Below are 22,950 nucleotides of genomic sequence, written 5' to 3' on the forward strand. Positions count from 1 at the left end.
TTACCTGCCCAACCAGACATATCCCGCGAGTCGCCCCGTGGTGCGATCGCGTCGGTACGAGTAGTGGTCCGCGGACTCCAGGGTGCAGACCCCGGCGTCCTCCACGTCGGTGACCCCGAGCCGGGCCAGCTGGGCGCGGACCCCGGCGGCGACGTCGACGGCGGGGGTGCCCCAGGAGGTCTCGGCGTACGCGGCGGGTTCGACGGCGGCGACCTCGGCGCGCATCGCCTCGGGGACCTCGTAGCAGCGGCCGCAGACGGCGGGTCCGGTGCGGGCGGCGATCCGGCCGGGCTCGGCGCCCAGCCCGGTCATCGCGGCGACGGCGGCGGGGACGACCCCGGCGATCATGCCGGGCCGCCCGGCGTGGGCGGCGGCGACGACCCCGGCGACCGGGTCGGCGAGGAGGACGGGGACGCAGTCCGCGGTGAGGACGGCGAGGCCGAGTCCGCGGCGGGTGGTGACGATCGCGTCGACGGCGGGGACGGACTCGCCGCCCTCCCAGGGTCCGTCGACCACGGCGACGCCGGCGCCGTGGACCTGGTTCATCCAGACGACGAGCGACGGGTCGAGCCCCAGCTCCCCGGCGGCGCGGGCCCGGTTGGCCCGGACGGCCGCCGGGTCGTCGCCGACGGCGCCGCCGAGGTTGAGCTCCTCGTACGGAACGGCGCTCACCCCGCCCCACCTGTCGGTGAAGGCGAAGTGCGCGCCGTTCGTGGTGAAGCGGTGCCCTATCACTTCAGGAAGTCCGGCACGTCCAGCTCCTCGGCGGGGCTGTCCGTGTACGGGCGGGCCGGCGGGACCACCGGCGGGACGGGCGGCAGCGGGGTCTCGCCGACGGCCGGGGCCGGCTCGGCCGGAGCCGCGGCGGGCTCCTCGCGGGGGGTCACCGTGCCGAGGCCGCCGAGCGGGCGGGGGGTCTCGGTGACGCGGGGGGCCGGGGCCGGCTCCTCGCGCTTGGCGGAGACCGATCCGATGATGTTGTCGCGGCGGGCCGGCGGCTGGCCGCCGTCGAAGCCGGCCGCGATGACGGTGACCCGGACCTCGTCGCCGAGGGCGTCGTCGATGACGGCGCCGAAGATGATGTTGGCCTCCGGGTGCGCGGCCTCGCTGACCAGCTGGGCGGCTTCGTTGATCTCGAAGAGACCGAGGTCGCTGCCGCCGGAGATGGAGAGCAGGACACCGCGGGCGCCGTCGATGGACGCCTCCAGGAGCGGCGAGGAGATCGCCATCTCCGCGGCGGCCACCGCGCGGTCGTCGCCGCGGGCGGAACCGATGCCCATGAGGGCGGAACCCGCCTCGGACATGACCGACTTGACGTCGGCGAAGTCGAGGTTGATCAGACCCGGCGTGGTGATGAGGTCGGTGATGCCCTGGACGCCGCTGAGCAGGACCTGGTCGGCCGACTTGAAGGCGTCGAGGACCGAGACCTGGCGGTCCGAGATGGACAGCAGGCGGTCGTTCGGGATGACGATGAGGGTGTCGACCTCTTCGCGGAGCTCGGCGATGCCGTCCTCCGCCTGGTTGGCGCGCCGGCGGCCCTCGAAGGTGAACGGGCGGGTGACCACGCCGATCGTCAGGGCGCCGAGCGAGCGCGCGATGTTGGCGACGACGGGCGCGCCGCCGGTGCCGGTGCCGCCGCCCTCGCCGGCGGTGACGAAGACCATGTCGGCCCCCTTGAGGACCTCCTCGATCTCCTCGCGGTGGTCCTCGGCGGCCTTGCGGCCGACGGCGGGGTTGGCCCCGGCCCCGAGGCCGCGGGTGAGTTCACGGCCGACGTCGAGCTTGACGTCGGCGTCGCTCATCAACAGCGCCTGTGCGTCGGTGTTGATGGCGATGAACTCGACGCCCTTGAGACCGACCTCGATCATTCGGTTGATGGCATTGACACCACCGCCGCCGACACCGATGACCTTGATGACTGCGAGGTAGTTCTGCGGTGCTGCCACGTCGAAGGCCTCTCGCCTCGAGTTACGTGTCGTCATTGCGCGGTGGTTGGCGCGCCGCGACGACGGATGCCGATGGGGTGGTCCGTGCGCCGACCCCAACCCTAACGTTGAAGTTTAGGGTTACTGGTGTCGCTGTTCGCTGGACTCTTCCGAACAGGACACTAAGTCGACAAGCGGCGCGCGTTCAACGAACACGCCGAACCTCCCGTTTTTCTTTTCACCCTATGTGATCACCCGTAGCGCTGGCCAACCAGGGTGCTGGCCAGCGCCGATGCGCGTCAACTCCCCGACGAGGCGGGCGCGCTGGGGGCACTTACGTCGAAGTGCCCCGCTTTGGGGGTCGCCTTCATGAGGGCGGTGAGCACTCGGGCCTTGGCGGGCCCGTGTTCGGCACTGCCCCAGAAGACGGTGCGATCCCGGGTCAGCTCCAGAGTGACGGAATCGTACGAGGAGAGGCGTACGACACGAGTGTCCTTCGCGATCGCGTCCGGGAGTTCACTCCGAACGCGCACCGCCTCGGCCAGCAGGCGGTCCGCGTCGAAGCGCCGCAGGCTGGGCGAAGCGGCCGCGTCGAGGACGAGCCGGGGCACGCCGCGGGGCGGAGTGGTGACGGTCGCGAACGGCACGGCCGCGGAGTCCACTTCGGTGAATGATCCGCGCTTCTCCAGAAGGAGCACCGGTTTCCGTTCGGTCACTTTCAGTCCGATTCCGTGCGGCCAGGACCGGAATACGTCGACCGAGCCGATCCGGGGCAGTTTCTCCCTGAGTTGCGCCTCGATGGCCTCGGTGTCGACGGTGACCAGCGGCGCGCCGACCGGGACGGCGGCGACGGCCTCGACCTGGGCCGGGGTCAGCACCTCCGTGCCCGAAGTCTTCACACGTTCCACACGGAACCAGGTCGATCCGTAGAGGGCCCAGACCGTGCCGCCGGCGAGCAGGAGCACGCCGACGGCGATCAGGGCGAGCCGCAGTCCGGTCGGGCGGAAGCGGCCGCGCGCGCCCTCCGGCCGGGGCTGCCGGTCCGACGGTGCTGGTCGCTTCCCGGTGCCGCTCTGCTCCGCGGTCGTCGGTCCGGCTGCCACGCGCGCCCTCTTCCCTCGGTCCTCCGCTACGCCTGCCGGCGGGCGGCGATCGCCTCGTACACCATGCCGACGAGCAGGTCGTCGGCGTCCCGGCGGCCGAACTCGGAGGCGGCGCGGGACATCTCGTACAGCCGGTGCGGATCGGCGAGCACGGGCAGGACGTTGGCCTGCACCCACTGCGGCGACAGCTCCGCGTCGTCGACGAGGAGTCCGCCGCCGGCCTTGACCACCGGCTGCGCGTTGAGCCGCTGTTCGCCGTTGCCGATGGGCAGCGGGACGTAGGCGGCGGGCAGTCCGACGGCGGAGAGCTCGGCGACGGTCATGGCGCCGGCGCGGCAGAGCATCATGTCGGCCGCGGCGTACGCGAGATCCATCCGGTCCACGTACGGTACCGGCACGTACGGCGGCATCCCGGGCATGTTGTCGACCCGCGGCAGTTCGTTCTTCGGGCCGACCGCGTGCAGGATCTGGATGCCGGAGCGCTGGAGCACCGGGGCGACCTGCTGCACGACCTCGTTGAGCCGGCGCGCGCCCTGGGAGCCGCCGGAGACCAGGAGCGTGGGCAGGTTGGGGTCGAGGCCGAAGGCGGCGCGCGCCTCGGGCCGGACCCGGGCCCGGTCGAGGGTGGCGATGGTGTGCCGCAGCGGGATGCCGATGTAACGGGCGTTGCGCAGCTTGGAGTCCGGGGTGGCGACGGCGACCCCGGCCGCGTACCGGGAGCCGATCTTGTTGGCCAGTCCGGGCCGGGCGTTGGCCTCGTGGACCACGATCGGCACGCCGAGGCGCTTGGCGGCGAGGTAGCCGGGCAGCGCCACGTAACCGCCGAAGCCGACCACGCAGTCCGCCTTGGTCCGCTCCAGGACCTGCTCGGCGGCCTTGATGGTGCCGCGCAGGCGTCCGGGGACGGTGATCAGCTCGGGGGTGGGCTTGCGGGGCAGCGGTACGGCGGGGATGAGCGCCAACTCGTAGCCCCGCTCGGGGACGAGCCGGGTCTCCAGGCCCTTCTCCGTGCCCAGCGCCGTGATGCCCACGCTCGGGTCCTGCCTGCGCAGGGCGTCCGCGAGGGCGAGCGCCGGCTCGATGTGACCGGCGGTCCCCCCGCCGGCGAGTACGACATGCACCGAAATTCACCGCTCTCCGGACGGGCGCTTCTTGACGCGCCGTCGCATCGACTTCCATCTCACCCCGGCCCGCTTGCCCCAGCCGGGGCGGCGCATGGCCAGGGCCGCTTTCGCGGCGGGTTCCTGTCGCGCGAAGGCGATCAGGAGCCCGACGGCGAACATGGTCGGCAGCAGGGCCGACCCCCCGTACGAGAACAGCGGGAGCGGGACGCCGGCGATCGGCAGCAGGCCGAGCACCGCACCGATGTTGATCACGGCCTGGGCCGTGATCCAGGTGGTCACGCCTCCCGCGGCGAATCGAACGAAGGGGTCCTCCGTGCGTCCGGCCACGCGGATACCCGCATAGCCTAGGGCCGCGAACAGGGCGACGACCGACAGCGTCCCCGCGAGGCCCAGTTCCTCACCGGTGACCGCGAAGATGAAGTCGGTGTGCGCTTCGGGCAGTTGGCCCCATTTTTCCACACTCGCACCGAGTCCGGAACCGAACCATCCGCCCGACGCCAGAGCATAGATTCCGTGCGCGGCCTGGAGGCACGGGGCCCCCTCGCCGCCCGGATCGGTGGCGCCGATGCACTGGAAGCGCCGCATCCGGTTGGCGTTGGTCTTGATCAGCAGCACGCCGATCGTGGTGGCCACCACCAGCACCCCGACGAAGAGGCGGGTGGGGGCGCCGGCCGTCCAGAGCAGGCCGAAGAGGATCGCGGTGAGGATGATCGCGGTGCCCATGTCGCCGCCGAGCATGATCAGCCCGAGCAGCATGAAGGCCCCCGGCACCAGCGGCACGAGCATGTGCTTCCACTGGGCGAGCAGCTTCGTGTCCTGCTTGCGGGCGAGCAGGTCGGCGCCCCACAGGATCAGGCCCAGCTTGCCGAACTCGCTGGGCTGGAGCATGAACGGGCCGCCCAGCGAGATCCAGTTCTGGTTGCCGCCGACGGAATGCCCTATCCCCGGGATCTGCACGAGCACCATGAGGAAGACCGCGCCGACCAGGATCGGGTAGGCGAGCGCCCGGTGCAGCTTCACCGGCATCCGGGAGGCGACGAGGAGCAGTCCGGTGCCCAGGAGGGCGGCGAAGAACTGCTTCCGGAAGAAGTAGGACGGCACCAGCTCGTAGCGGAGTGCCGTGATCATCGAGGCCGAGTAGACCATCACCAGGCCGAGCGTGGTGATGAGCAGTCCCGCGCCGATGATCACGTAATACGCCGTGAGCGGCCGGTCCCAGGCCCGCTGCGCCCGCGTGTAGAGCCCGCGTACGCCTCCGCCGCGCGCCCCCCTCGGGGTCGCTGGGACCCGCCCTCCGCCCGGTCGGGCGGAGGGCCGGCGCGTCCCGGCGATCTTGCTCGGCATGGTTCGCTGCCCCCTCCGGTCAGGCCCGGTAGGCCGGACCCTCGCAGTGGTCGGGTCAGGCGTCCCCGGTGGCGGCGAGGGCGCGGACCGCGTCCGCGAACGCCTCGCCCCGCTTGTTGTAGTTGGTGAACATGTCCATCGAGGCGCAGGCCGGGGCCAGCAGGACGGTGTCCCCCGGCCGGGCGAGCCGGGCCGCCTCGCGGACCGCCTCGGACATCGCCCCAGTGTCGGTCCGGTCGAGGTCCACCACCGGGACCTCCGGGGCGTGTCGTGCCAGCGCTTCGCGGATCAGCGCGCGGTCCGCGCCGATCAGGACGGCCCCGCGCAGCCGCTTCGCGGACTTCTGCACCAACTCGTCGAAGGTGGCGCCCTTGGCGAGCCCGCCGGCGATCCAGACGATCGGGTCGTAGGCGGCCAACGAGGCTTCGGCGGCGTGGGTGTTGGTGGCCTTGGAGTCGTCGACGTAGGTCACGCCCTCGACCTCCTCGACCAGTTCGATCCGGTGCGGGTCGGGGCGGAAGGCCCGCAGCCCGTCCCGTACGGCCTTCGGCTCCACGCCGAAGGCGCGGGCGAGGGCGGCCGCGGCGAGCGCGTTGGCGATGTTGTGCGGGGCCGGCGGCTGCACGTCGGCGACCTCGGCCAGCTCCTGGGCGTTCTTCTGCCGGTTCTCGACGAAGGCGCGGTCGACGAGGATGCCCTCGACGACGCCGAGCTGGGAGGGGCCGGGGGTGCCGAGGGTGAAGCCGATGGCCCGGCAGCCCTCCTCGACGTCGGCCTCGCGGACCAGGTCCTCGGTGACCTGGTCGGCCACGTTGTAGACGCAGGCGATCCGGTTGCCCTCGTAGATACGGCCCTTGTCGGCGGCGTACGCCTCCATGGAGCCGTGCCAGTCGAGGTGGTCGGGCGCCAGGTTGAGCACGGCGGCCGAGTGGGCGCGCACGGAGGGCGCCCAGTGCAGCTGGTAGCTGGAGAGCTCGACGGCGAGGACGTCGTACTTCTCCTCGCCGAGGACGGCGTCGAGGAGCGAGACGCCGATGTTGCCGACGGCGGCGGTCCGCAGCCCGGCCGCCTCCAGGATGGAGGCGAGCATCCGGGTCGTGGTGGTCTTGCCGTTGGTGCCGGTGATCGCCAGCCACGGGGCCGCGTCGGGACCCCGCAGGCGCCAGGCCAGCTCGACGTCGCCCCAGATCTCCACGCCCGCCTCGGCGGCGGCCGTGAAGAGCGGCTTGTCCGGCTGCCAGCCGGGGGTGGTGACGACCAGTTCGGTGCCGGCCGGCAGGGTCGCGCCGTCGCCGAGGCGGACGGTGATCCCCTCCGCCTCCAGGTCGGCGGCCTGCGTCCGGGAGCGCTCGTCGTCCCCGTCGTTGACGACGGTCACCACGGCGCCGCGGGCGGCCAGGGCCCGGGCGGCCGGGATGCCGGACACCCCGAGACCCGCGACCGTGACCCGCTTGCCCTGCCAGTCCAGCTCTTCGCTCACTTGTCGGCTGCCCATCCCGCGTAGAAGAGGCCCAGGCCCACGATGACGCACATGCCCTGGATGATCCAGAACCGGACGACGACCAGGACCTCGGACCACCCCTTGAGTTCGAAGTGGTGCTGGAGGGGGGCCATCCGGAAGACGCGCTTGCCGGTCATCTTGAACGAGCCGACCTGGATGATCACGGACATCGTGATCAGCACGAACAGGCCGCCGAGCAGGGCCAGCAGCAGCTCCGTACGGGAGCAGATGGCGAGACCGGCGAGCGCGCCGCCGAGGGCGAGGGAGCCGGTGTCACCCATGAAGATCTTGGCGGGCGAGGTGTTCCACCACAGGAAGCCGAAGCAGGCGCCCATGAGCGCGGAGGCCACGACCGCGAGGTCCAGCGGGTCGCGGACCTCGAAGCAGGCGTTCGGGTTGGTCAGGGTCAGCGCGTTGGCGCAGGACTCCTGGAACTGCCACAGCCCGATGAAGGTGTAGGCGCCGAAGACCATCACGGAGGCGCCGGTGGCCAGGCCGTCCAGACCGTCCGTCAGGTTCACGCCGTTGGACATGGCCAGGATCATGAAGAGCGCCCAGACCACGAAGAGCACCGGGCCGATGGACCAGCCGAAGTCCGTGATGAACGAGAGCTTGTCGGAGGCCGGGGTCTGGCCGCGGGCGTCCGCGAACTGCAGCGAGAGCACGGCGAAGGCGATGCCGACGATCAGCTGGCCGGCCATCTTCGCCTTGGCCCGCAGGCCCAGCGAACGCTGCTTGACGATCTTGATGTAGTCGTCGAGGAAGCCGACCAGGCCCATGCCGGCCATCAGGAACAGCACCAGGACGCCGGAGTACGTCGGGTCCTCGCCGGTGATGACCTTGGCGAGCGCGTACGCGATAAGCGTGGCCAGGATGAAGGAGATGCCGCCCATGGTGGGCGTGCCCTTCTTCCCGAGGTGGCCGCGGGGGCCGTCGTCCCGGATGAACTGCCCGTAGCCCTTGCGGGCGAGCAGCTTGATGAGCAGCGGGGTGCCGATCAGGGTCAGGAAGAGGCCGATGGCCCCCGCGAAGAGGATCTGCCTCATCGGCCGGATACCTCGCCCTCAGCGTCGAGCAGCGCGAGCGCGACCTGCTCGAGACCGACCGACCGGGACGCCTTCACCAGGACCACGTCCCCCGGGCGCAGCTCCCTGCGCAACAGGTCGACAGCCGCCTGCGCGTCGGACACGTGCACCGACTCCTCACCCCACGAACCCTCGTTATAGGCGCCCAGTTGCAGCCAGGACGCTTCCCTGTCCCCGACCGCGACGAGCTTGCTGACGTTGAGCCGGACGGCGAGCCGTCCGACCGCGTCGTGCTCGGCGAGCGACGCGTCACCGAGCTCGGCCATCTTGCCGAGCACCGCCCACGTGCGGGCCCCGCGGGCCTGTCCGGCCCGGCCCATGGCCGCGAGCGCGCGCAGGGCGGCTCGCATGGACTCGGGGTTCGCGTTGTAGGCGTCGTTGACGATCGTCACGCCGTCCGGACGCTCGGTGACCTCCATGCGCCAGCGCGACAGGGAGCCGGCCTCGGAGAGCGCGGTGGCGATCTCCTCGACAGGCATGCCCAGCTCGTGCGCGACGGCGGCCGCTGCGAGCGCGTTCGACACGTGGTGCTCACCGTACAGGCGCAAGGTCACGTCGCTGCACCCGGTGGGTGTGTGGAGCGTGAAAGAAGGCCGTCCGGTCTCCGTGAGACGGACGTTCTCGCCCCGTACGGCCGCTTCGTCCGCTTCGCCGAAGAGGGTCACGCGGGCCTTGGTGCGGCTCGCCATGGCGCGGACGAGCGGGTCGTCGGCGTTGAGGACCGCCACGCCCCCCTCTTCCGCGGACGGCAGCGACTCGACCAACTCGCCCTTGGCCTGCGCGATCTGCTCGCGTCCGCCGAACTCGCCGATGTGGGCGGAGCCCACGTTGAGGACGAGCCCGATCCGGGGTGGGGTGAGCCCGGTCAGGTAGCGGATGTGGCCGATGCCGCGGGCGCCCATCTCCAGGACGAGGTGCCGGGTCTCCTCGGTCGCCCTGAGCGCGGTAAGCGGCAGGCCGATCTCGTTGTTGAGGGAGCCGGGCGTCCAGACGGTGGGCGCGTGGTGGTCGAGGACCTGGGCGATCAGGTCCTTGGTGGAGGTCTTGCCGGCCGAGCCGGTGAGGGCGACGACATCGGTGCCGAGCCGCTCGACGACCGCGCGGGCGAGGGCGCCGAGGGCGCCCTGCACGTCGTCCACGACGATCGCGGGGACCCCGAGGGGGCGGACGGCGAGCACCGCCGTCGCGCCCGCCTCGACGGCGCGCTCCGCGTAGTCGTGGCCGTCGACGCGTTCGCCGGCGAAGGCGGCGAACAGGCTGCCGGGCTTCACCTCGCGGGAGTCGATGACGACGGGCCCGGTGATCCGGGCGCCCGGATCCGGTATGTCGTGCGCCTGCCCGCCGACGATTTCGGCGATCTCGGCGAGGGAGAGGGCGATCACTGCTTCATCCCTGACTGTTCTGGTGACGGTGTTCGGTCGCCGCGGCGGCCGGTGCCCCGGTCGCCGCCTCGATCGCTTCGCGGAGGACCCGGCGGTCGTCGAAGGGACGGACCTGCCCGGCGATCTCCTGGCCCTGCTCGTGGCCCTTGCCGGCGACCAGGACGGTGTCGCCCGGCCGGGCGCGGGCGACGGCGGCGGCGACGGCGGCGGCCCGGTCGGGTTCGACCAGGACGTCTCCGCGCTCCGCGGCGGGCACCTCGGCGGCGCCCGCGAGCATCGCGGTGAGGATCGCGAGCGGGTCCTCGGAGCGGGGGTTGTCGGAGGTCAGTACGGCGGTGTCGGCGAGCCGGGCCGCGGCGGCGCCCATGGGGCCGCGCTTGGTGGTGTCCCGGTCGCCGCCGCAGCCGATGACCACGTGCAGCCGGCCCTCGGTGACCTCGCGCAGCGAGCGCAGGACCGACTCGACGGCGTCGGTCTTGTGGGCGTAGTCGACGACGGCGAGGTACGGCTGGCCGGCGTCGACGCGCTCCAGGCGGCCGGGGACGCCGGGGACGGCCGCGACGCCGTCGGCGGCGGTCCGCGGGTCGAGCCCGGCGGTCGCGAGGGTCGCGATGGCGGCGAGGGTGTTGGCGACGTTGAAGGGGCCGGGCAGCGGGGCGGTGGCGGGGATCCGCACGCCCTCGGGGCCGACGGCCGTGAAGGTGGAGTCGGCGGCGCCCAGGACGACGTCCTCGGCGCGCCAGTCGGCGTCGGCGCGGCCCTCGGCGGAGAAGGTGACGACCGGGACGGTCGCCTCCTTGGCGAGCCGGCGGCCGTACTCGTCGTCGGCGTTCACCACGCCGATCCGGCTGCGCTCGGGGGTGAAGAGGGTCGCCTTGGCCCGGAAGTAGTCCTCCATGTCGGAGTGGAACTCCATGTGCTCCGGGCTGAGGTTGTTGAAGACGGCGACGTCGAAGACGCAGCCGTCGACCCGGCCGAGCACCAGGGCGTGGCTGGAGACCTCCATGGCGACGGCCTCGACGTCCCGCTCGCGCATGACGGCGAAGAGGGCCTGGAGGTCGGTGGCCTCGGGGGTGGTGCGCTCCGACTTGATGCGCTCGTCGCCGATGCGCATCTCGACGGTGCCGACGAGCCCGGTGTGCTTCCCGGCGCCGCGCAGGCCGCCCTCGACGAGGTAGGCGGTGGTGGTCTTGCCGGAGGTGCCGGTGATGCCGATCTGGAGGAGGTCCGCGCCGGGGCGGCCGTAGATCTCGGCGGCGAGTTCGCCCATCCGGCCCCGCGGGTCCTCGACGACGAGGACGGGCAGGCCGGTGGCGGCGGCGCGGTCGGCTCCGGCCGGGTCGGTCAGGACCGCGGCGGCGCCGAGGCCTGCGGCCTGGGCGGCGAAGTCGGCGCCGTGCAGGCGGGCGCCGGCGAGGGCCGCGTACACGTCCCCGGGGCGTACCGCCCGGGAGTCGTGGGTGATGCCCGAGACGGCGACGGCCCGTGCGGCGTCGGGGAGCTCGGTGCCCAGCCGTGCCGCGAGCTCGCCCAGGGGTGTCGGGCGGGCCCGCTCCGGGCGGGGCGGGGTGGGTCGGGACTGATCAGCGTGTGGCACGGCGGTGAGCGTACCGGGCGCACCCTGCGGGGGACCAAACGAGCCGGGGGCGTCGCCGGAGTTCGATTTCCGGTTCCCGGAGTGGGGGGTGATCGTCGTCACTGGTGGTGCTCCCGGGGGTCACGGGGTGGGTTCGAAGGTGACCGGCAGGCGGGGTGACGCGCTGCCGGTGGGTGCCACGTGGAGGGTCTTGAGCGCGAACTCCATGACCTTCTTGTAGATGGGGCCGCAGATCTGGCCGCCGAAGTAGCTGCCCTTGGTGGGGTTCTGGATGGCGCAGTAGACGGTGACGCGGGGCTGGTCGGCGGGGGCGAAGCCGGCGAAGGAGGCGGTGTAGCCCTTGTAGCGGCCGAGTTCGGGGTCGACGCGGTTGGCGGTGCCGGTCTTGCCGGCGACGCGGTAGCCGGGGATGGCGGCCCGGGTGCCGGTGCCCTCCCGGTCCTCGACGACGGATTCCAGCATCTGGGCGAGGGTCTTGGCGGTCTGTTCGCTGACGACCCGGTGCTCGGCGGGCTTGGGGGCGGGGGTGAAGCGGCCGTCGGGGCCCTTGGTGCCGCGGACCAGGCTGGGTTCGATCCGTACGCCGCCGTTGGCGACGGTGGAGAAGACGGAGGCGGCCTGGAGGGCATTGACGGAGAGGCCCTGGCCGAAGGGGATCGTGTACTGCTGGGAGGTGGACCAGTCCTCGGGCTTGGCGAGGATGCCGGGGGTCTCGCCGGGGAAGCCGAGGCCGGTGGGGCTGCCGATGCCGAAGCGGCGGAGGTAGCCGTCGAGGATCCGGTTGGACTCGGCCTGGTCCTTGCCGAGCTGGCCGGTGGCGAGGATGGTGCCGATGTTGCTGGACTTGGCGAGGACGCCGTTGAGCGTCAGGTACCAGGTCTTGTGGTCGATGTCGTCCTTGAAGAGCCGGTCGCCGCGGTGCAGCCGGTTGGGGACGGTGACGTGGGTGTCGGCGGTGGCCTTGCCCTCCTCCAGGACGGCGGCCATGGACATGACCTTGCTGGTGGAGCCGGGTTCGTAGGCGTCCTGGAGGGCGGCGTTGCCCATGGCGGCGGCGTTGGCGGCGGAGAGGTCGTTGGGGTCGAAGCCGGGGGCGTTGGCCATGGCCAGGATCTCGCCGGTGCGGGTGTCCTGGACGATGACGTAGCCGCGGTCGGCCCGGGACTTGCGGACCTGTTCGCTGATGGCCTGCTGGGCGGCCCACTGGATGTCCCGGTCGATGGTGAGCTCGATGTCGGAGCCGGGGACGGCGGGCGTGCCCTGGGAGCCGGCGGTGGGGACCTGCCGGCCGCCGGAGGCGGTGAAGCGGATCTTGCCGTCCCGGCCGGCGAGTTCGGTGTCGAGCATGGACTCGATCCCGCCGGCGCCGCGGCCCTCGGCGTTGACGTATCCCAGTATCCCGGCGCCGAGTTCGCCGTTCGGGTAGACCCGCTTGGTGCTGGGCTCGCTGAGGACGCCGCCGAGCAGGTTGACGCCGGTGCCGCCGGGGTCGGTGGCCTTCTCGGCGTAGACCTTCTTGAGGTCCTTGATCTGGTTCCAGACCTGCGGGGTCTGCTTGCGGGCGAGCAGGGTGTAGCGGGACTTGGGGGTACGGAGCTTCTTGGCGAGCTCCGCCGGTTCCTTGCCCAGGATCGGGGCGAGGAGGGCGGCGGCCTGCTCGGGCGCGTCGCGGACCTTGGACTCCTCGGGGGTGAAGAGCTTGGGGTCGGCGGTGATGTCGTAGGCGTCGACGCTGGTGGCGAGGGCGATGCCGTTGCGGTCGGTGATCTCGCCGCGTTCGGCGGAGAGCGTGTACTCCTGGAAGCGGTACTTGTCGGCCTTGGCCGCGTACGCGCTGGCGTCGACGGCCTGGACCTGGAGCAGCCGCACCACGAAGACGAGCATGACGAGGGTCAGGCCGACGGAGATCAGGCGCAGCCGGGGCCGGGGGCTGCCGAGCTTGATGGTGCGCGGCTTGCGGGCCTGCGGCCGGGGCGCGGGGCGGCGGGCGGCCGGGCGCGCGGCGGGGCGGGACGCGGGCCGGGGGGCGCGGGCGCCCGCTCCGGATCCCGCCCGGGCGCCGGCCGCCGGGCCCGCTCCGGAGCCCGCGGGTCGGGGGCGGGAGGGCCGGGCGGGGCCGGGGACGCGGCGGCGCGGGGGCTCCTTGGAGGGCACTGCTCGGTCACCTGCCGGAGGTCGTGGGGACGGTCGGGGTGGTTCCGGTGGCGGTCGGCTCCGGGGTGGCCGTCGCGCCGGGGGCGGCCTGCCGCGGGCGGGTGGCGGCGGGGTCGGCCGTACGGGCCGGGGCGCGGGACGCCGTGCGGGAGGGCCTCGGGGAGGCGGCGACGGTGGGCTCGCCGAGCACCGTGCCGTCGGGGCCGAGGAAAGCCGGGCTGCCGCCGGGGACCATGCCGAGCTCGCGGGCGCGGCGCTCCAGGGCGTCGGGCGCGGCGTAGGCGTCGACGTCGCGCTGGAGGGCCTGCTCCTCGTCGGTGAGCTCGGTGGTGCGGTCCTTGAGCTCGCGCAGTTTGAAGGAGCCCTGGTTGAGGGCGGAGTTCAGCAGCAGCAGGGTGATGAGGCCGCCGCCGAGGAGGAGGACGACGAGGAGGACGAAGGGGGTGCGGGCGGCCGAGCTGGGTCCGGACGGCATCAGCCGTCCGAGCCGCGCGGCCCGGCCTTTGAGCGGCCCCCTCGCCGCGCTCACAGCACGTCCTCCCGGATGCGCTCGACGCCCCGGAGCCGGGCGGGGGCGGCCCTGCGGTTCTCGGCCACCTCCTCCTCGGTGGGGAGTTCGGCGCCTCGGGTGAGGAGCTTGAGGCGGGGCTGGTACTTCTCGGGGACGACCGGGAGGCCGGGCGGGGCGGTGGTGGCCGCGCCGGCCGCGAAGACCTGCTTGACCAGCCGGTCCTCCAGGGAGTGGTACGAGAGGACCGCGACGCGGCCGCCGACGGCGAGGGCCTTCACGGCGGCCGGGATGGCCCGCTCCAGGACGCTCAGCTCGCCGTTGACCTCGATGCGCAGGGCCTGGAAGGTGCGCTTGGCGGGGTTGCCGCCGGTGCGCTTGGCGGCCTGCGGGAGGGCGTCGCGGATGAGCTCGACGAGCCGGGCGCTGTTGGTGAAGGGTTCCTTCTCGCGCTCGCGGACGATGGCGGAGACGATCCGCTTGGCCTGCTTCTCCTCGCCGTAGGCGCGCAGGATGCGGACGAGTTCGCCGGCCGGGTAGGTGTTGAGGACCTCGGCGGCGCTCATGCCGGTCGTCTGGTCCATGCGCATGTCGAGCGGGGCGTCCTGGGCGTAGGCGAAGCCGCGGTCGGCCTCGTCCAGCTGCATGGAGGAGACGCCGAGGTCGAAGAGGACGCCGTCGACCTTGTCGATGCCGAGCCGGTCGAGGACCTCGGGCAGCTCGTCGTAGACCGCGTGGACGAGGGTGGCGCGGTCCCCGTAGGGGGCGAGCCGCTCGCCGGAGAGGCGCAGGGCCTCCTTGTCGCGGTCGAGGGCGACGAGCCGGGCCTCGGGGAAGGCGCGGAGCAGGGCCTCGCTGTGTCCGCCGAGGCCCAGGGTGCAGTCGACGACGACAGCGCCGGGGTGCTGGAGGGCCGGGGCCAACATGTCCAGGCACCGCTGGAGCATCACCGGGACGTGGCGGTCGTTGCTCAACGCACCCTCTCAGAACGGGCACGGCGAGCGGGTACAGGGGCGAGCCGTGGGTGCCGCCGCGCACACGGGGGAGAAACCGCTGCAAATCGCTCGATTGTCTCCAGGAACTCCGCGTCACTCTAGTCCACGGAGGGGGCCGGTCAATCAACCGGCTGGCGCGCCGCGCGGCGCCGCGGGCGGGGGCGGGGATTCCGGGCCGCTCACCCGATCGGCGGCGCCCGGCGGTCGCTGTGGGTTAGCTCACATGCGAGTCCATTGGGGTTCTTTGTCCTCTTCTCACAGCGGGCCCGCCGGAGTGGTGCCCACTACCGTCGGAGCCATGACGACCTCCGCACACCCCTCCCCCGGCTCCCCCGGCGCGCGGCCCGCCGGCGGCTCGGTCACCGAGCGGCTCGTCGAGGCGAACGCGCGGTACGCCGCCGACTTCACCGACCCGGGCATGGACGCCCGGCCGGTGCTCCACGTCGCCGTCGTGGCCTGCATGGACGCCCGGCTCGACCTGCACGCCGCGCTGGGCCTGGAGCTCGGCGACTGCCACACCATCCGCAACGCGGGCGGCGTCGTCACCGACGACGTGATCCGCTCCCTCACCATCAGCCAGCGGGCGCTCGGCACCCGCGCCGTGATGCTGGTGCACCACACCGGCTGTGGTCTGGAGTCGCTCACCGAGGACTTCCGGCACGAGCTGGAGGACGAGGTGGGCCAGCGGCCGGCCTGGGCGGTCGAGGCGTTCCGGGACGTCGACCAGGACGTCCGGCAGTCGATGCAGCGGGTCCGGACCTCCCCTTTCCTGCCGCACACCGACGACGTGCGGGGCTTCGTCTTCGACGTCACGACCGGCCTGCTGCGCGAGATCGACCCTGTGGAGAATGGTTCCGGCACCGGCCCGAGCACACCCTCCGCCGCCGCGTAAGACGACAAACCCCGGCATATCCCCCGCAGTTGTCCAGAGGCGAGTGACAGGGCCCGGCAATCCCAACAAGAATGCTCGGGTGACACCCCCCGTACATCCCAACGGGGGCAGGTGTCCGTGTTCCTGCAAGGCCGAGGAGGGCCGGGGTGACGACCTATGACGACCGAGCGAGCCTCACAGACTTGACCACCACCGCGGAGCGGGTCCGCGGCTCGGTGGAGAGCGTGATCGAGGGCAAGCCCGAGGTCGTACGTCTCGCGCTGACGGTGCTGCTCGCGGAGGGCCACCTCCTCATCGAGGACGTGCCCGGAGTCGGCAAGACCATGCTCGCCAAGACGCTCGCGCGGTCGATCGACTGCTCGGTGCGCCGCATCCAGTTCACGCCCGACCTGCTGCCGTCGGACGTCACCGGCGTGTCGATCTTCGACCAGCAGAGGCGGGAGTTCGAGTTCAAGCCGGGCGCGATCTTCGCCCAGATCGTCATCGGCGACGAGATCAACCGGGCCTCGCCCAAGACGCAGTCGGCGCTTCTGGAGTCCATGGAGGAGCGCCAGGTCACCATCGACGGGCACACCTACGAGCTGCCCAGCCCGTTCATGGTCGTGGCCACCCAGAACCCGGTCGAGATGGAGGGCACCTACCCGCTGCCCGAGGCCCAGCGCGACCGCTTCATGGCCCGCGTCTCCATCGGCTACCCGAGCCCCGAGGCCGAGTTCCAGATGCTCGACGTGCACGGGGCGGTCAGCCCGCTGGACGACCTCCAGCCGGTCGCCCACGCCCACGAGATCCTCAAGCTGATCGAGGCGGTCCGCGCGGTGCACGTCGCCGACGCCGTCCGGCGGTACGCGGTCGACGTCGTCGCCGCCACCCGCACCCACCCGGACCTGCGGCTCGGCGCCTCCCCGCGCGCCACGCTCCACCTGCTGCGGGCCGCCAAGGCCTCCGCCGCCCTCGCCGGCCGCGAGTACGTGCTGCCGGACGACCTCCAGGCGCTGGCCGTGCCGGTGCTCGCGCACCGGCTGCTGCCCACCGCGCAGGCCCAGCTCAACCGGCGGAACGCCGAGCAGGTCGTCCTCGACATCCTCCAGCGGACCCCCGTCCCGTCCTCGACCCCGCCCGCCGGCCCGACCTACGGCCGGCAGACCGGCGGCCGGCAGCTGTGATGGCGACCCCCGCCGCGTCCCGGGGGCAGCGGGCCGACGACCGCGACGGCCCCCGGGCCGAGGACGGCCGGGGCGGCCTGCGGGCCGCCCTCGGCGGTCTCACCACCCGGGGCCGGTCCTTCCTGGCCGCCGGGGCGGCCGCCGCCGTCTGCGCCTACGTGCTCGGCCAGGCCGACCTGCTCCGGGTCGGCCTGCTGCTCGCCAGCCTGCCGCTGATCTGCGCCCTCGTCCTGCACCGCACCCGCTACCGGGTGGCCACCTCCCGCCTGCTCACCCCGCAGCGGGTGGAGGCGGGCACCGAGGCCCGCGTCCAGCTCCGCATGGAGAACGTCTCCAAGCTCCCCACCGGGCTGCTGATGCTCCAGGACCACGTGCCGTACATGCTCGGCCCCCGGCCCCGCTTCGTCCTCGACCGGGTCGAGGCCGGCGGCCGGCGCGAGGTCTCCTACCGGGTCCGCTCCGACCTGCGCGGACGCTTCCCGCTCGGGCCGCTCCAGCTCCGGCTGAGCGACCCCTTCGGGATGTGCGAGCTCACCCGCTCCTTCAGCGCGTACGACACCCTGACCGTCGTCCCGCGGACCACGGCGCTGCCGCCGGTCCGGCTCGGCGGCGAGGCGTCCGGGTACGGGGACGGGCAGCAGCGCACGCTGGCCCTGGCCGGCGACGACGACGTCATCCCGCGCGCCTACCGGCACGGCGACGACCTGCGCCGGGTCCACTGGCGCTCCACCGCCCGGTACGGCGAGCTGATGGTCCGCCGCGAGGAGCAGCCCCAGCGCTCCCACTGCACGGTCCTGCTCGACACCCGCCGGTCCGGCTACCAGGGCGCGGGCCCCGACTCGGCCTTCGAGTGGGCCGTCTCCGGCGCCGCCTCCGTCCTCACCCACATGCTGGAGCGCGGCTACGCGGTCCGGCTGCTCACCGACACCGGCACCGCGGTCCCCGGCGAGGGCTCCGACGGCTACGCCGGCGCGTCCTCCGTCGACTCCACGGAGACGGCCGGGCTGATGATGGACACCCTCGCGATCGTCGACCACTCGGACGGCGCCGGGCTCTCCCGCGCCTCCGACGTGCTGCGCGCCGGGAGCGACGGGCTGCTCGTCGCCTTCCTCGGCGACCTGGACGAGGAGCAGGCCGCCCTGGCCGCCCGGATGCGCGGACGGGCCGGCGCGGCCGTCGCCTTCGTCCTGGACTCCGGCACCTGGCTCACCGGCGGCGCCGTGGCCGGGGCCGTCGAGGCCCGGGTCCGGCAGCTGCGCGAGGCCGGCTGGACCGTCGTCTCCGTCCCGCCCGGCGCCCGCATGGCCGACCTCTGGCAGCAGGCCGCCGGAGTGCTGCGGGAGACCGCCGCCGCAGACAGCTACGGAGGATGGGCATGAGCGGGCGCACCCGCCTGACACTGGCCGCCTGGGCGGCCTCCCTGATGGCCGCCGGGGCACTGCTGCCGCTGGTCAAGCCGGCCACCTGGATCTTCACCGCCGCCCTCCTGCTGGCGCTGCAGAGCGGCACCGGAATGCTGTGCCGGCGGGTGCCGCTGGCCCGGCCGCTGACGGTCGCCGCCCAGCTGCTGGTCGGGGTGGTCGCGCTGACCGTGGTCTTCGCCCGGGAGCAGGCGCTCCTCGGCTTCCTGCCGGGGCCGCTCGCGGTCCAGCGGGTGGCCGAGCTGTTCCGCCTCGGCGCCCAGGACGTCTCCACGTACGCGATCCCCGCACCGGACACCGAGGGCATCCGGCTGATGCTGGTCTCCGGCGTGCTGGCGATCGGGCTGCTCGTGGACGTCCTGGCGGTCACCTTCCGCCGCGCCGCCCCGGCCGGTCTGCCGCTGCTCGCGCTGTACTCGGTGGCGGCCGGGCTGTCCGGCGGCGGCGCCGGCCGGCTCTGGTTCGTGCTCGCCGCCACCGGCTACCTGCTGCTGCTCCTCGCCGAGGGCCGCGACCGGCTCTCCGCCTGGGGCCGGGTCTTCGGCGGCTCCCAGCGCTCCGGCCGGCCCGGCTCGCTGGTGGGCAGCGGCTCGTCCTTCGCGCCGGTGCGCACCGGCCGGCGGATCGGCGCGGTCGCCATGGGCACCGCCCTGGTGGTGCCGCTCGTCCTGCCGGGCTTCTCCGGCGGGCTGCTGGGCGACGGTGGCGGGGGCCCCGGCCAGGGCACCGGGGGCGGCGGCACCATCGCGGCCGTGAACCCGCTGGTGTCCCTCCAGGACAACCTGCGGCAGCCGGAGGACTTCGAGGTCCTCCGCTACCGGACCAACGCCCTGGACAACAGCGGCCTGTACCTGCGGCTGGTCGCCCTCGACCAGTTCGACGGCACCTCGTGGAAGTCCTCGGTCCGCCCGATCGAGGCGGTGCCGAAGTCGCTGCCGTGGCCCGACGGTCTCGCGCAGTCCGTCCGCACCTCCGAGGTGACCAGCAACTTCGTCGCCTCCGAGGGGTACGACCAGAAGTGGCTGCCGATGCCGTTCCCGGCCGCCCGGGTGGACGTCGAGGGCCGCTGGCGGTTCGAGCCGGCCGGCCGGATGCTCGTCGGCGACGACAAGCAGTCCACCAAGGGCGTCCGCTACCAGGTGACCAGCCTCGACGTGCAGCCGACCGGGGAGCAGCTCGCCCAGGCGGGCCCGGCGCCCGATCGGTTGCGCGAGGAGTACACCAAGGTGCCCGGCAGCCTTCCCGACGACGTGAAGTCGACGGCGCTGGAGGTCACCGAGGGCGCGCGGAACGACTACGAGCGGGCGGTCCGGCTCCAGGACTGGTTCGCCGAGGACGGCGGCTTCCGCTACGACGTCGACGCGACGTCCGGGACGGGCGCCGAGGCGATCTCCCGCTTCCTGCGGGACAAGAAGGGGTTCTGCATCCACTTCTCCTTCTCGATGGCGGCGATGGCCCGCACGCTGGGCATCCCGGCGCGGGTCGCGGTCGGCTTCATGCCCGGCACCAACCAGTCCGACGGTTCGGTCTCGGTCGGCATCCGGGACGCCCACGCCTGGCCCGAGCTGTACTTCGAGGGCGCCGGCTGGACCCGTTTCGAGCCGACGCCGTCCCGGGGCTTCACCCCGTCGTACGCCCGGGAGGCGGCCCCGACCGCGGGGCCGACCGGTCCCGCGCAGCCCTCGCAGTCGGCCTCGGCGCAGCCCTCGGCGGCGCCGAGCGCCTCGGAGAGCTGCCCGCCGGAGATGCGCCGCCTCCGTGAGTGCGGCCAGGACCCGGCTGCGGCCGCGGACGCGTCCTCCGGCGGTGGTACCGACGTGCTGAAGGCGGCCGGATGGTCGCTGGCCGCACTGCTCGTGCTGGCGCTCCCGCTCGTCCCGCTGCTGTGGCGGACCCGGGTGCGGGCCCGCCGGCTCGCCCCGGCGGCCGGTCCGCTGGCCGTGTGGCGGGAGATCGGCGACACGGCCTGGGACTACGGGGTCGAACCGGACGAGGCGCAGACGCCACGGAGAACGGCGGAGCGGATCGTCCGGGCGGGTGAGCTGCGCGGCGAGGCCGCGGAAGCGGTGCACCGGGTGGCGGGGGCGGTGGAGGAGGCCCTCTACGCGCCGTCGCCGCGGGCGGTGGCGGGGCTGGGGCGGGACGCCGAGCGGGTACGGGCCGGGTTCCACGCGGCCGCCTCGCGCGGGGTCCGCCTGCGGGCCCTTCTGGCCCCTCGCTCCGCGGTCCGCCTCCGCTGGGCCGCCTCGGCCCACTGGACCACCCTCAAATCCCGAACCCCCACCCTGAAACCCCTCCGCTGACGCGAGCAGCGTTCCGCGGGGCGGCGCCGCCGACCAGTCCCCCGTGTGGACAGGCGTTCCGCCCTGCGGAACGCCTGCCCACAACGAAACGGCGGCGGGCGCCAGCGGTGCCTCGTCCGGGGGCAGGGCGGGGTGCGGATATGGCGGCGCCCCGCCTGGGCTCGGGGCCGGCGGGGCGCGGGGCACTGGGGGGCGGGGTCTCCGCTAGGGGGGCGTCAGTGGCCGCCACCCTGCTGCTCGTCGCGGCGTCGCTGCCACCGCGCCTCGATCCGGTCCATCATCGAGCGTCGCGCCCGGACCTGATGGCCCCGGGCCTGCTGCGCCCGCTCGCCCGGCTTGGGCGCCTTGCGCCAGCCGGTGACCGCCAGGACCGCGCAGCCCAGCATGACGAGGAATCCCACCACGCTGATCCAGATCTGCTGTGCGACCATTCCGGCCATGAGGAGCGCGATACCCACCAGAAAGCCGGCGACTGCCTGGTAGACCCGTCGCCGGGTGTACGTGCGCAGCCCGCTTCCCTCGAGCGCTGTCGCGAACTTGGGGTCTTCGGCGTACAGCGCTCGCTCCATCTGCTCGAGCATTCGCTGCTCGTGCTCCGAGAGCGGCACGGAGTCCTCCTAGTCGTCGGTCGCGGGGGCGACCGGTTGCGGCCCTTTCAGGATAGGCAGGGAATCGCCCCCGTGAAACCCGCCCTCAATGCCGATCAGCCCATCCGGGCCGCCACGCGGTTCGGTTGGTGAGGCGTTGATTCCCCAGCCGCCCGTCCGTCATGCCGGATGGGTTCCCTCGATCATACGGCGCGAAGCCGCATATGGGGCGGCCTGTGGCACAGTCGGGCCCGCACCTCCGAACGGGTGGCGCGGCCCCGGAGTTCCACCGGATCAGGCGGGCTTCTCGGCGAGCACGTGGAGCTGGGTGGCGACGGCGTGGAAGGCGGCCAGTTCGGCGGCGGCCGCCTCCAGCTTGAGCAGGGCTTCGGCGGCGCCGGGCTCGGTGTCGACGAGGACGCCGGGCACCAGGTCGGCGAAGATCCGTACGCCGTGGACGGCGCTCACGGAGAGGCCGGCCTCCTCGGCCAGTCCGGTGAGCTGCTCGGCGGTGAAGCGCCGGGGCACCGGGTCGCCGGCGCCCCAGCGCCCGTCGGGGTCGCCGAGCGCGGTCCGTGCCTCGGTGAAGTGTCCGGCGAGGGCGCGGGCGAGGACCGCGCCGCCGAGTCCGGCGCCGAGCAGGCTGAGCGCGCCGCCGGGGCGGAGCGCGGCCACCGTGTTGCGTACGCCCTCGGCCGGGTCGTCCACGTACTCCAGGACGCCGTGGCAGAGCACCGCGTCGTAGGCACCGCGCTCGACCACGTCGAAGAGGCCGCGGACGTCGCCCTGGACGCCGGTCACCAGGTCGGCGACGCCGGCCTCGGCGGCGCGGCGCTCCAGGGCGAAGAGCGCGTTGGGGCTGGGGTCGACGACGGTGACGCGGTGGCCGAGGCGAGCCACCGGCACCGCGAAGTTGCCGGAGCCGCCGCCGGTGTCGAGGACGTCCAGGCTGCCCTCGCCGGTGGTCCCGACGCGGCGGTCGAGGGCGTCCTTGAGGACGTCCCAGACGACGGCGGTTCGCAGAGAGGCGCGCGACGGGCGCGACGACGCCTCGCGGCCGAAGGCGGGGGAAGGGTCCGGCACGGCTCTTGACTCCTCGGTGACGGGTACGGACCTCCCCACCCTATGGCCTCCGCGGCGCCGTGCGGATCAACCGGCGGCCCCGTCCGCCGGGGGCTGTCGGGGCAGTACCGGCTGGAGCACGAGCAGCCGCTCGACCAGGCGCAGGAAGTGGGCAGCGTCCCGGACCAGGTCGTCGGCCTCGCGCGGGGTCGCGGCGGCGGCGACGCCCGCTTCGGCGAGGGCCCGGCGCGGGGCTCCGGAGGCGAAGAGGGCGCTCCATTCGGTGAGCTCGGGGGCGAGCTGCGGCAGCAGCTCCCAGGCGCTCCTTATGGCCTGCCGCCGACGGGTGCGGGGGACGGGGCGGGCGCGGGCGGCGAGGACGGCGGCTGCGGCTCGCAGGGCGGCGAGGTGCGCCGTGGCGTACCTCTCGTGGGGCCGGTCGAGGGCGGCGGCCTCGTCGAGCCCGGCCCGGGCCTTGGCGAGCAGGTCGAGGGCGGCGGGCGGGGCGGTGGTCCGGCGGGACACGGGGTGGACGTCGGCTGCTGCGAAAGGACTGGCCATGACGAGCCTCCTGTCGTCGGGTGACGGCCTTGTCGCCGTCTGTGCCCATCGTGCAACCCCCCACTGACAATCGCCCTGACCTGGGGTTTTGCCAGCAAGGCGACTCCCGGGTAACTTTTGGACTGACCAGTCAGTTCAAAAGTGGGGAAGCGGGGGGTGGATCCGTGGGATCCGAGGACCTGACCACACGACCGGCTCCGAAGGGGGCCGGCGGAACATCCGGCGCGAGCGGCGGCCCGGCGG

The 22,950-nt window shown here is 73.4% G+C and carries 19 protein-coding genes; 4 read left to right on the plus strand and 15 right to left on the minus strand.

Annotation, left to right across the window (positions count from 1 at the left end; all coding sequences use genetic code 11):
• The 12 genes from pgeF to rsmH form a co-directional block, all read right to left on the minus strand.
• The gene (gene pgeF / locus ABFY03_RS10500) at positions 1-735 is read right to left on the minus strand and encodes a peptidoglycan editing factor PgeF (RefSeq protein WP_346169749.1); all 735 of its coding nucleotides are present in this window, start codon (positions 733-735) and stop codon (positions 1-3) included.
• Complete coding sequence (ftsZ, locus tag ABFY03_RS10505) at positions 732-1,946, minus strand: cell division protein FtsZ (RefSeq protein WP_346169750.1); 1,215 nt, start codon at positions 1,944-1,946, stop codon at positions 732-734. Before ftsZ ends, pgeF begins: the two co-directional genes overlap by 4 nt.
• A 278-nt stretch (positions 1,947-2,224) precedes the next feature.
• Positions 2,225-3,028 (minus strand): cell division protein FtsQ/DivIB, encoded by an 804-nt coding sequence (locus ABFY03_RS10510; RefSeq protein ID WP_346169751.1) that lies wholly within the window; start codon positions 3,026-3,028, stop codon positions 2,225-2,227.
• 26 nt (positions 3,029-3,054) lie between these two features.
• Complete coding sequence (gene murG / locus ABFY03_RS10515; RefSeq protein ID WP_030492988.1) at positions 3,055-4,149, minus strand: undecaprenyldiphospho-muramoylpentapeptide beta-N-acetylglucosaminyltransferase; 1,095 nt, start codon at positions 4,147-4,149, stop codon at positions 3,055-3,057.
• A 6-nt stretch (positions 4,150-4,155) separates the two neighbouring features.
• On the minus strand, positions 4,156-5,496 hold the full coding sequence (gene ftsW, locus ABFY03_RS10520; protein ID WP_319008114.1) for a putative lipid II flippase FtsW: 1,341 nt from the start codon (positions 5,494-5,496) through the stop codon (positions 4,156-4,158).
• 55 nt (positions 5,497-5,551) lie between these two features.
• Entirely contained in the window at positions 5,552-6,991 is a 1,440-nt protein-coding gene (gene murD, locus ABFY03_RS10525; protein ID WP_319008113.1) for a UDP-N-acetylmuramoyl-L-alanine--D-glutamate ligase, read from the minus strand.
• Entirely contained in the window at positions 6,973-8,043 is a 1,071-nt protein-coding gene (gene mraY, locus ABFY03_RS10530; protein WP_031007111.1) for a phospho-N-acetylmuramoyl-pentapeptide-transferase, read from the minus strand. Before mraY ends, murD begins: the two co-directional genes overlap by 19 nt.
• Entirely contained in the window at positions 8,040-9,464 is a 1,425-nt protein-coding gene (locus tag ABFY03_RS10535; RefSeq protein ID WP_319008112.1) for a UDP-N-acetylmuramoyl-tripeptide--D-alanyl-D-alanine ligase, read from the minus strand. Before ABFY03_RS10535 ends, mraY begins: the two co-directional genes overlap by 4 nt.
• A 4-nt stretch (positions 9,465-9,468) precedes the next feature.
• Positions 9,469-11,163, minus strand: coding sequence for a UDP-N-acetylmuramoyl-L-alanyl-D-glutamate--2,6-diaminopimelate ligase (locus ABFY03_RS10540; protein WP_386723536.1), 1,695 nt, complete (start codon positions 11,161-11,163; stop codon positions 9,469-9,471).
• An 18-nt stretch (positions 11,164-11,181) separates the two neighbouring features.
• Positions 11,182-13,215, minus strand: coding sequence for a peptidoglycan D,D-transpeptidase FtsI family protein (locus tag ABFY03_RS10545; RefSeq protein WP_319008110.1), 2,034 nt, complete (start codon positions 13,213-13,215; stop codon positions 11,182-11,184).
• A 7-nt stretch (positions 13,216-13,222) separates the two neighbouring features.
• Positions 13,223-13,744: a cell division protein FtsL gene (gene ftsL / locus ABFY03_RS10550; RefSeq protein ID WP_386723538.1), complete on the minus strand. Its 522-nt coding sequence runs from the start codon at positions 13,742-13,744 to the stop codon at positions 13,223-13,225.
• Entirely contained in the window at positions 13,741-14,697 is a 957-nt protein-coding gene (gene rsmH / locus ABFY03_RS10555; RefSeq protein WP_319008109.1) for a 16S rRNA (cytosine(1402)-N(4))-methyltransferase RsmH, read from the minus strand. Before rsmH ends, ftsL begins: the two co-directional genes overlap by 4 nt.
• 319 nt (positions 14,698-15,016) lie before the next feature.
• Here rsmH and ABFY03_RS10560 point away from each other — a divergent pair, with 319 nt between their 5' ends.
• From ABFY03_RS10560 to ABFY03_RS10575, 4 genes are all read left to right on the plus strand, one after another.
• Entirely contained in the window at positions 15,017-15,610 is a 594-nt protein-coding gene (locus tag ABFY03_RS10560) for a beta-class carbonic anhydrase (RefSeq protein WP_051716736.1), read from the plus strand.
• Positions 15,611-15,756: 146 nt separating this feature from the next.
• Complete coding sequence (locus tag ABFY03_RS10565) at positions 15,757-16,773, plus strand: AAA family ATPase (RefSeq protein WP_346169753.1); 1,017 nt, start codon at positions 15,757-15,759, stop codon at positions 16,771-16,773.
• Positions 16,773-18,152, plus strand: coding sequence for a DUF58 domain-containing protein (locus ABFY03_RS10570; protein WP_346169754.1), 1,380 nt, complete (start codon positions 16,773-16,775; stop codon positions 18,150-18,152). The genes ABFY03_RS10565 and ABFY03_RS10570 overlap by 1 nt, the downstream gene beginning before the upstream one ends.
• Complete coding sequence (locus tag ABFY03_RS10575) at positions 18,149-20,497, plus strand: transglutaminase TgpA family protein (RefSeq protein WP_346169755.1); 2,349 nt, start codon at positions 18,149-18,151, stop codon at positions 20,495-20,497. The genes ABFY03_RS10570 and ABFY03_RS10575 overlap by 4 nt, the downstream gene beginning before the upstream one ends.
• 215 nt (positions 20,498-20,712) lie before the next feature.
• On the opposite strand, the gene ABFY03_RS10580 is transcribed toward ABFY03_RS10575, so the two are convergent.
• From ABFY03_RS10580 to ABFY03_RS10590, 3 genes are all read right to left on the minus strand, one after another.
• Complete coding sequence (locus ABFY03_RS10580; protein ID WP_031007097.1) at positions 20,713-21,105, minus strand: DUF3040 domain-containing protein; 393 nt, start codon at positions 21,103-21,105, stop codon at positions 20,713-20,715.
• Between the two features lie 273 nt (positions 21,106-21,378).
• A complete protein-coding gene (locus tag ABFY03_RS10585) occupies positions 21,379-22,167 on the minus strand; it encodes a class I SAM-dependent methyltransferase (protein WP_346169756.1) in 789 nt (262 codons plus the stop codon).
• A 66-nt stretch (positions 22,168-22,233) separates the two neighbouring features.
• Positions 22,234-22,707 carry an SAV_6107 family HEPN domain-containing protein gene (locus ABFY03_RS10590; protein ID WP_319008104.1) on the minus strand — a complete coding sequence of 158 codons (474 nt, stop codon included), beginning with the start codon at positions 22,705-22,707 and terminating at the stop codon, positions 22,234-22,236.
• Between the last annotated feature and the right edge of the window lie 243 nt (positions 22,708-22,950).

This window comes from Streptomyces roseofulvus (assembly GCF_039534915.1).
Classification (GTDB): Bacteria; Actinomycetota; Actinomycetes; order Streptomycetales; family Streptomycetaceae; genus Streptomyces; species Streptomyces roseofulvus.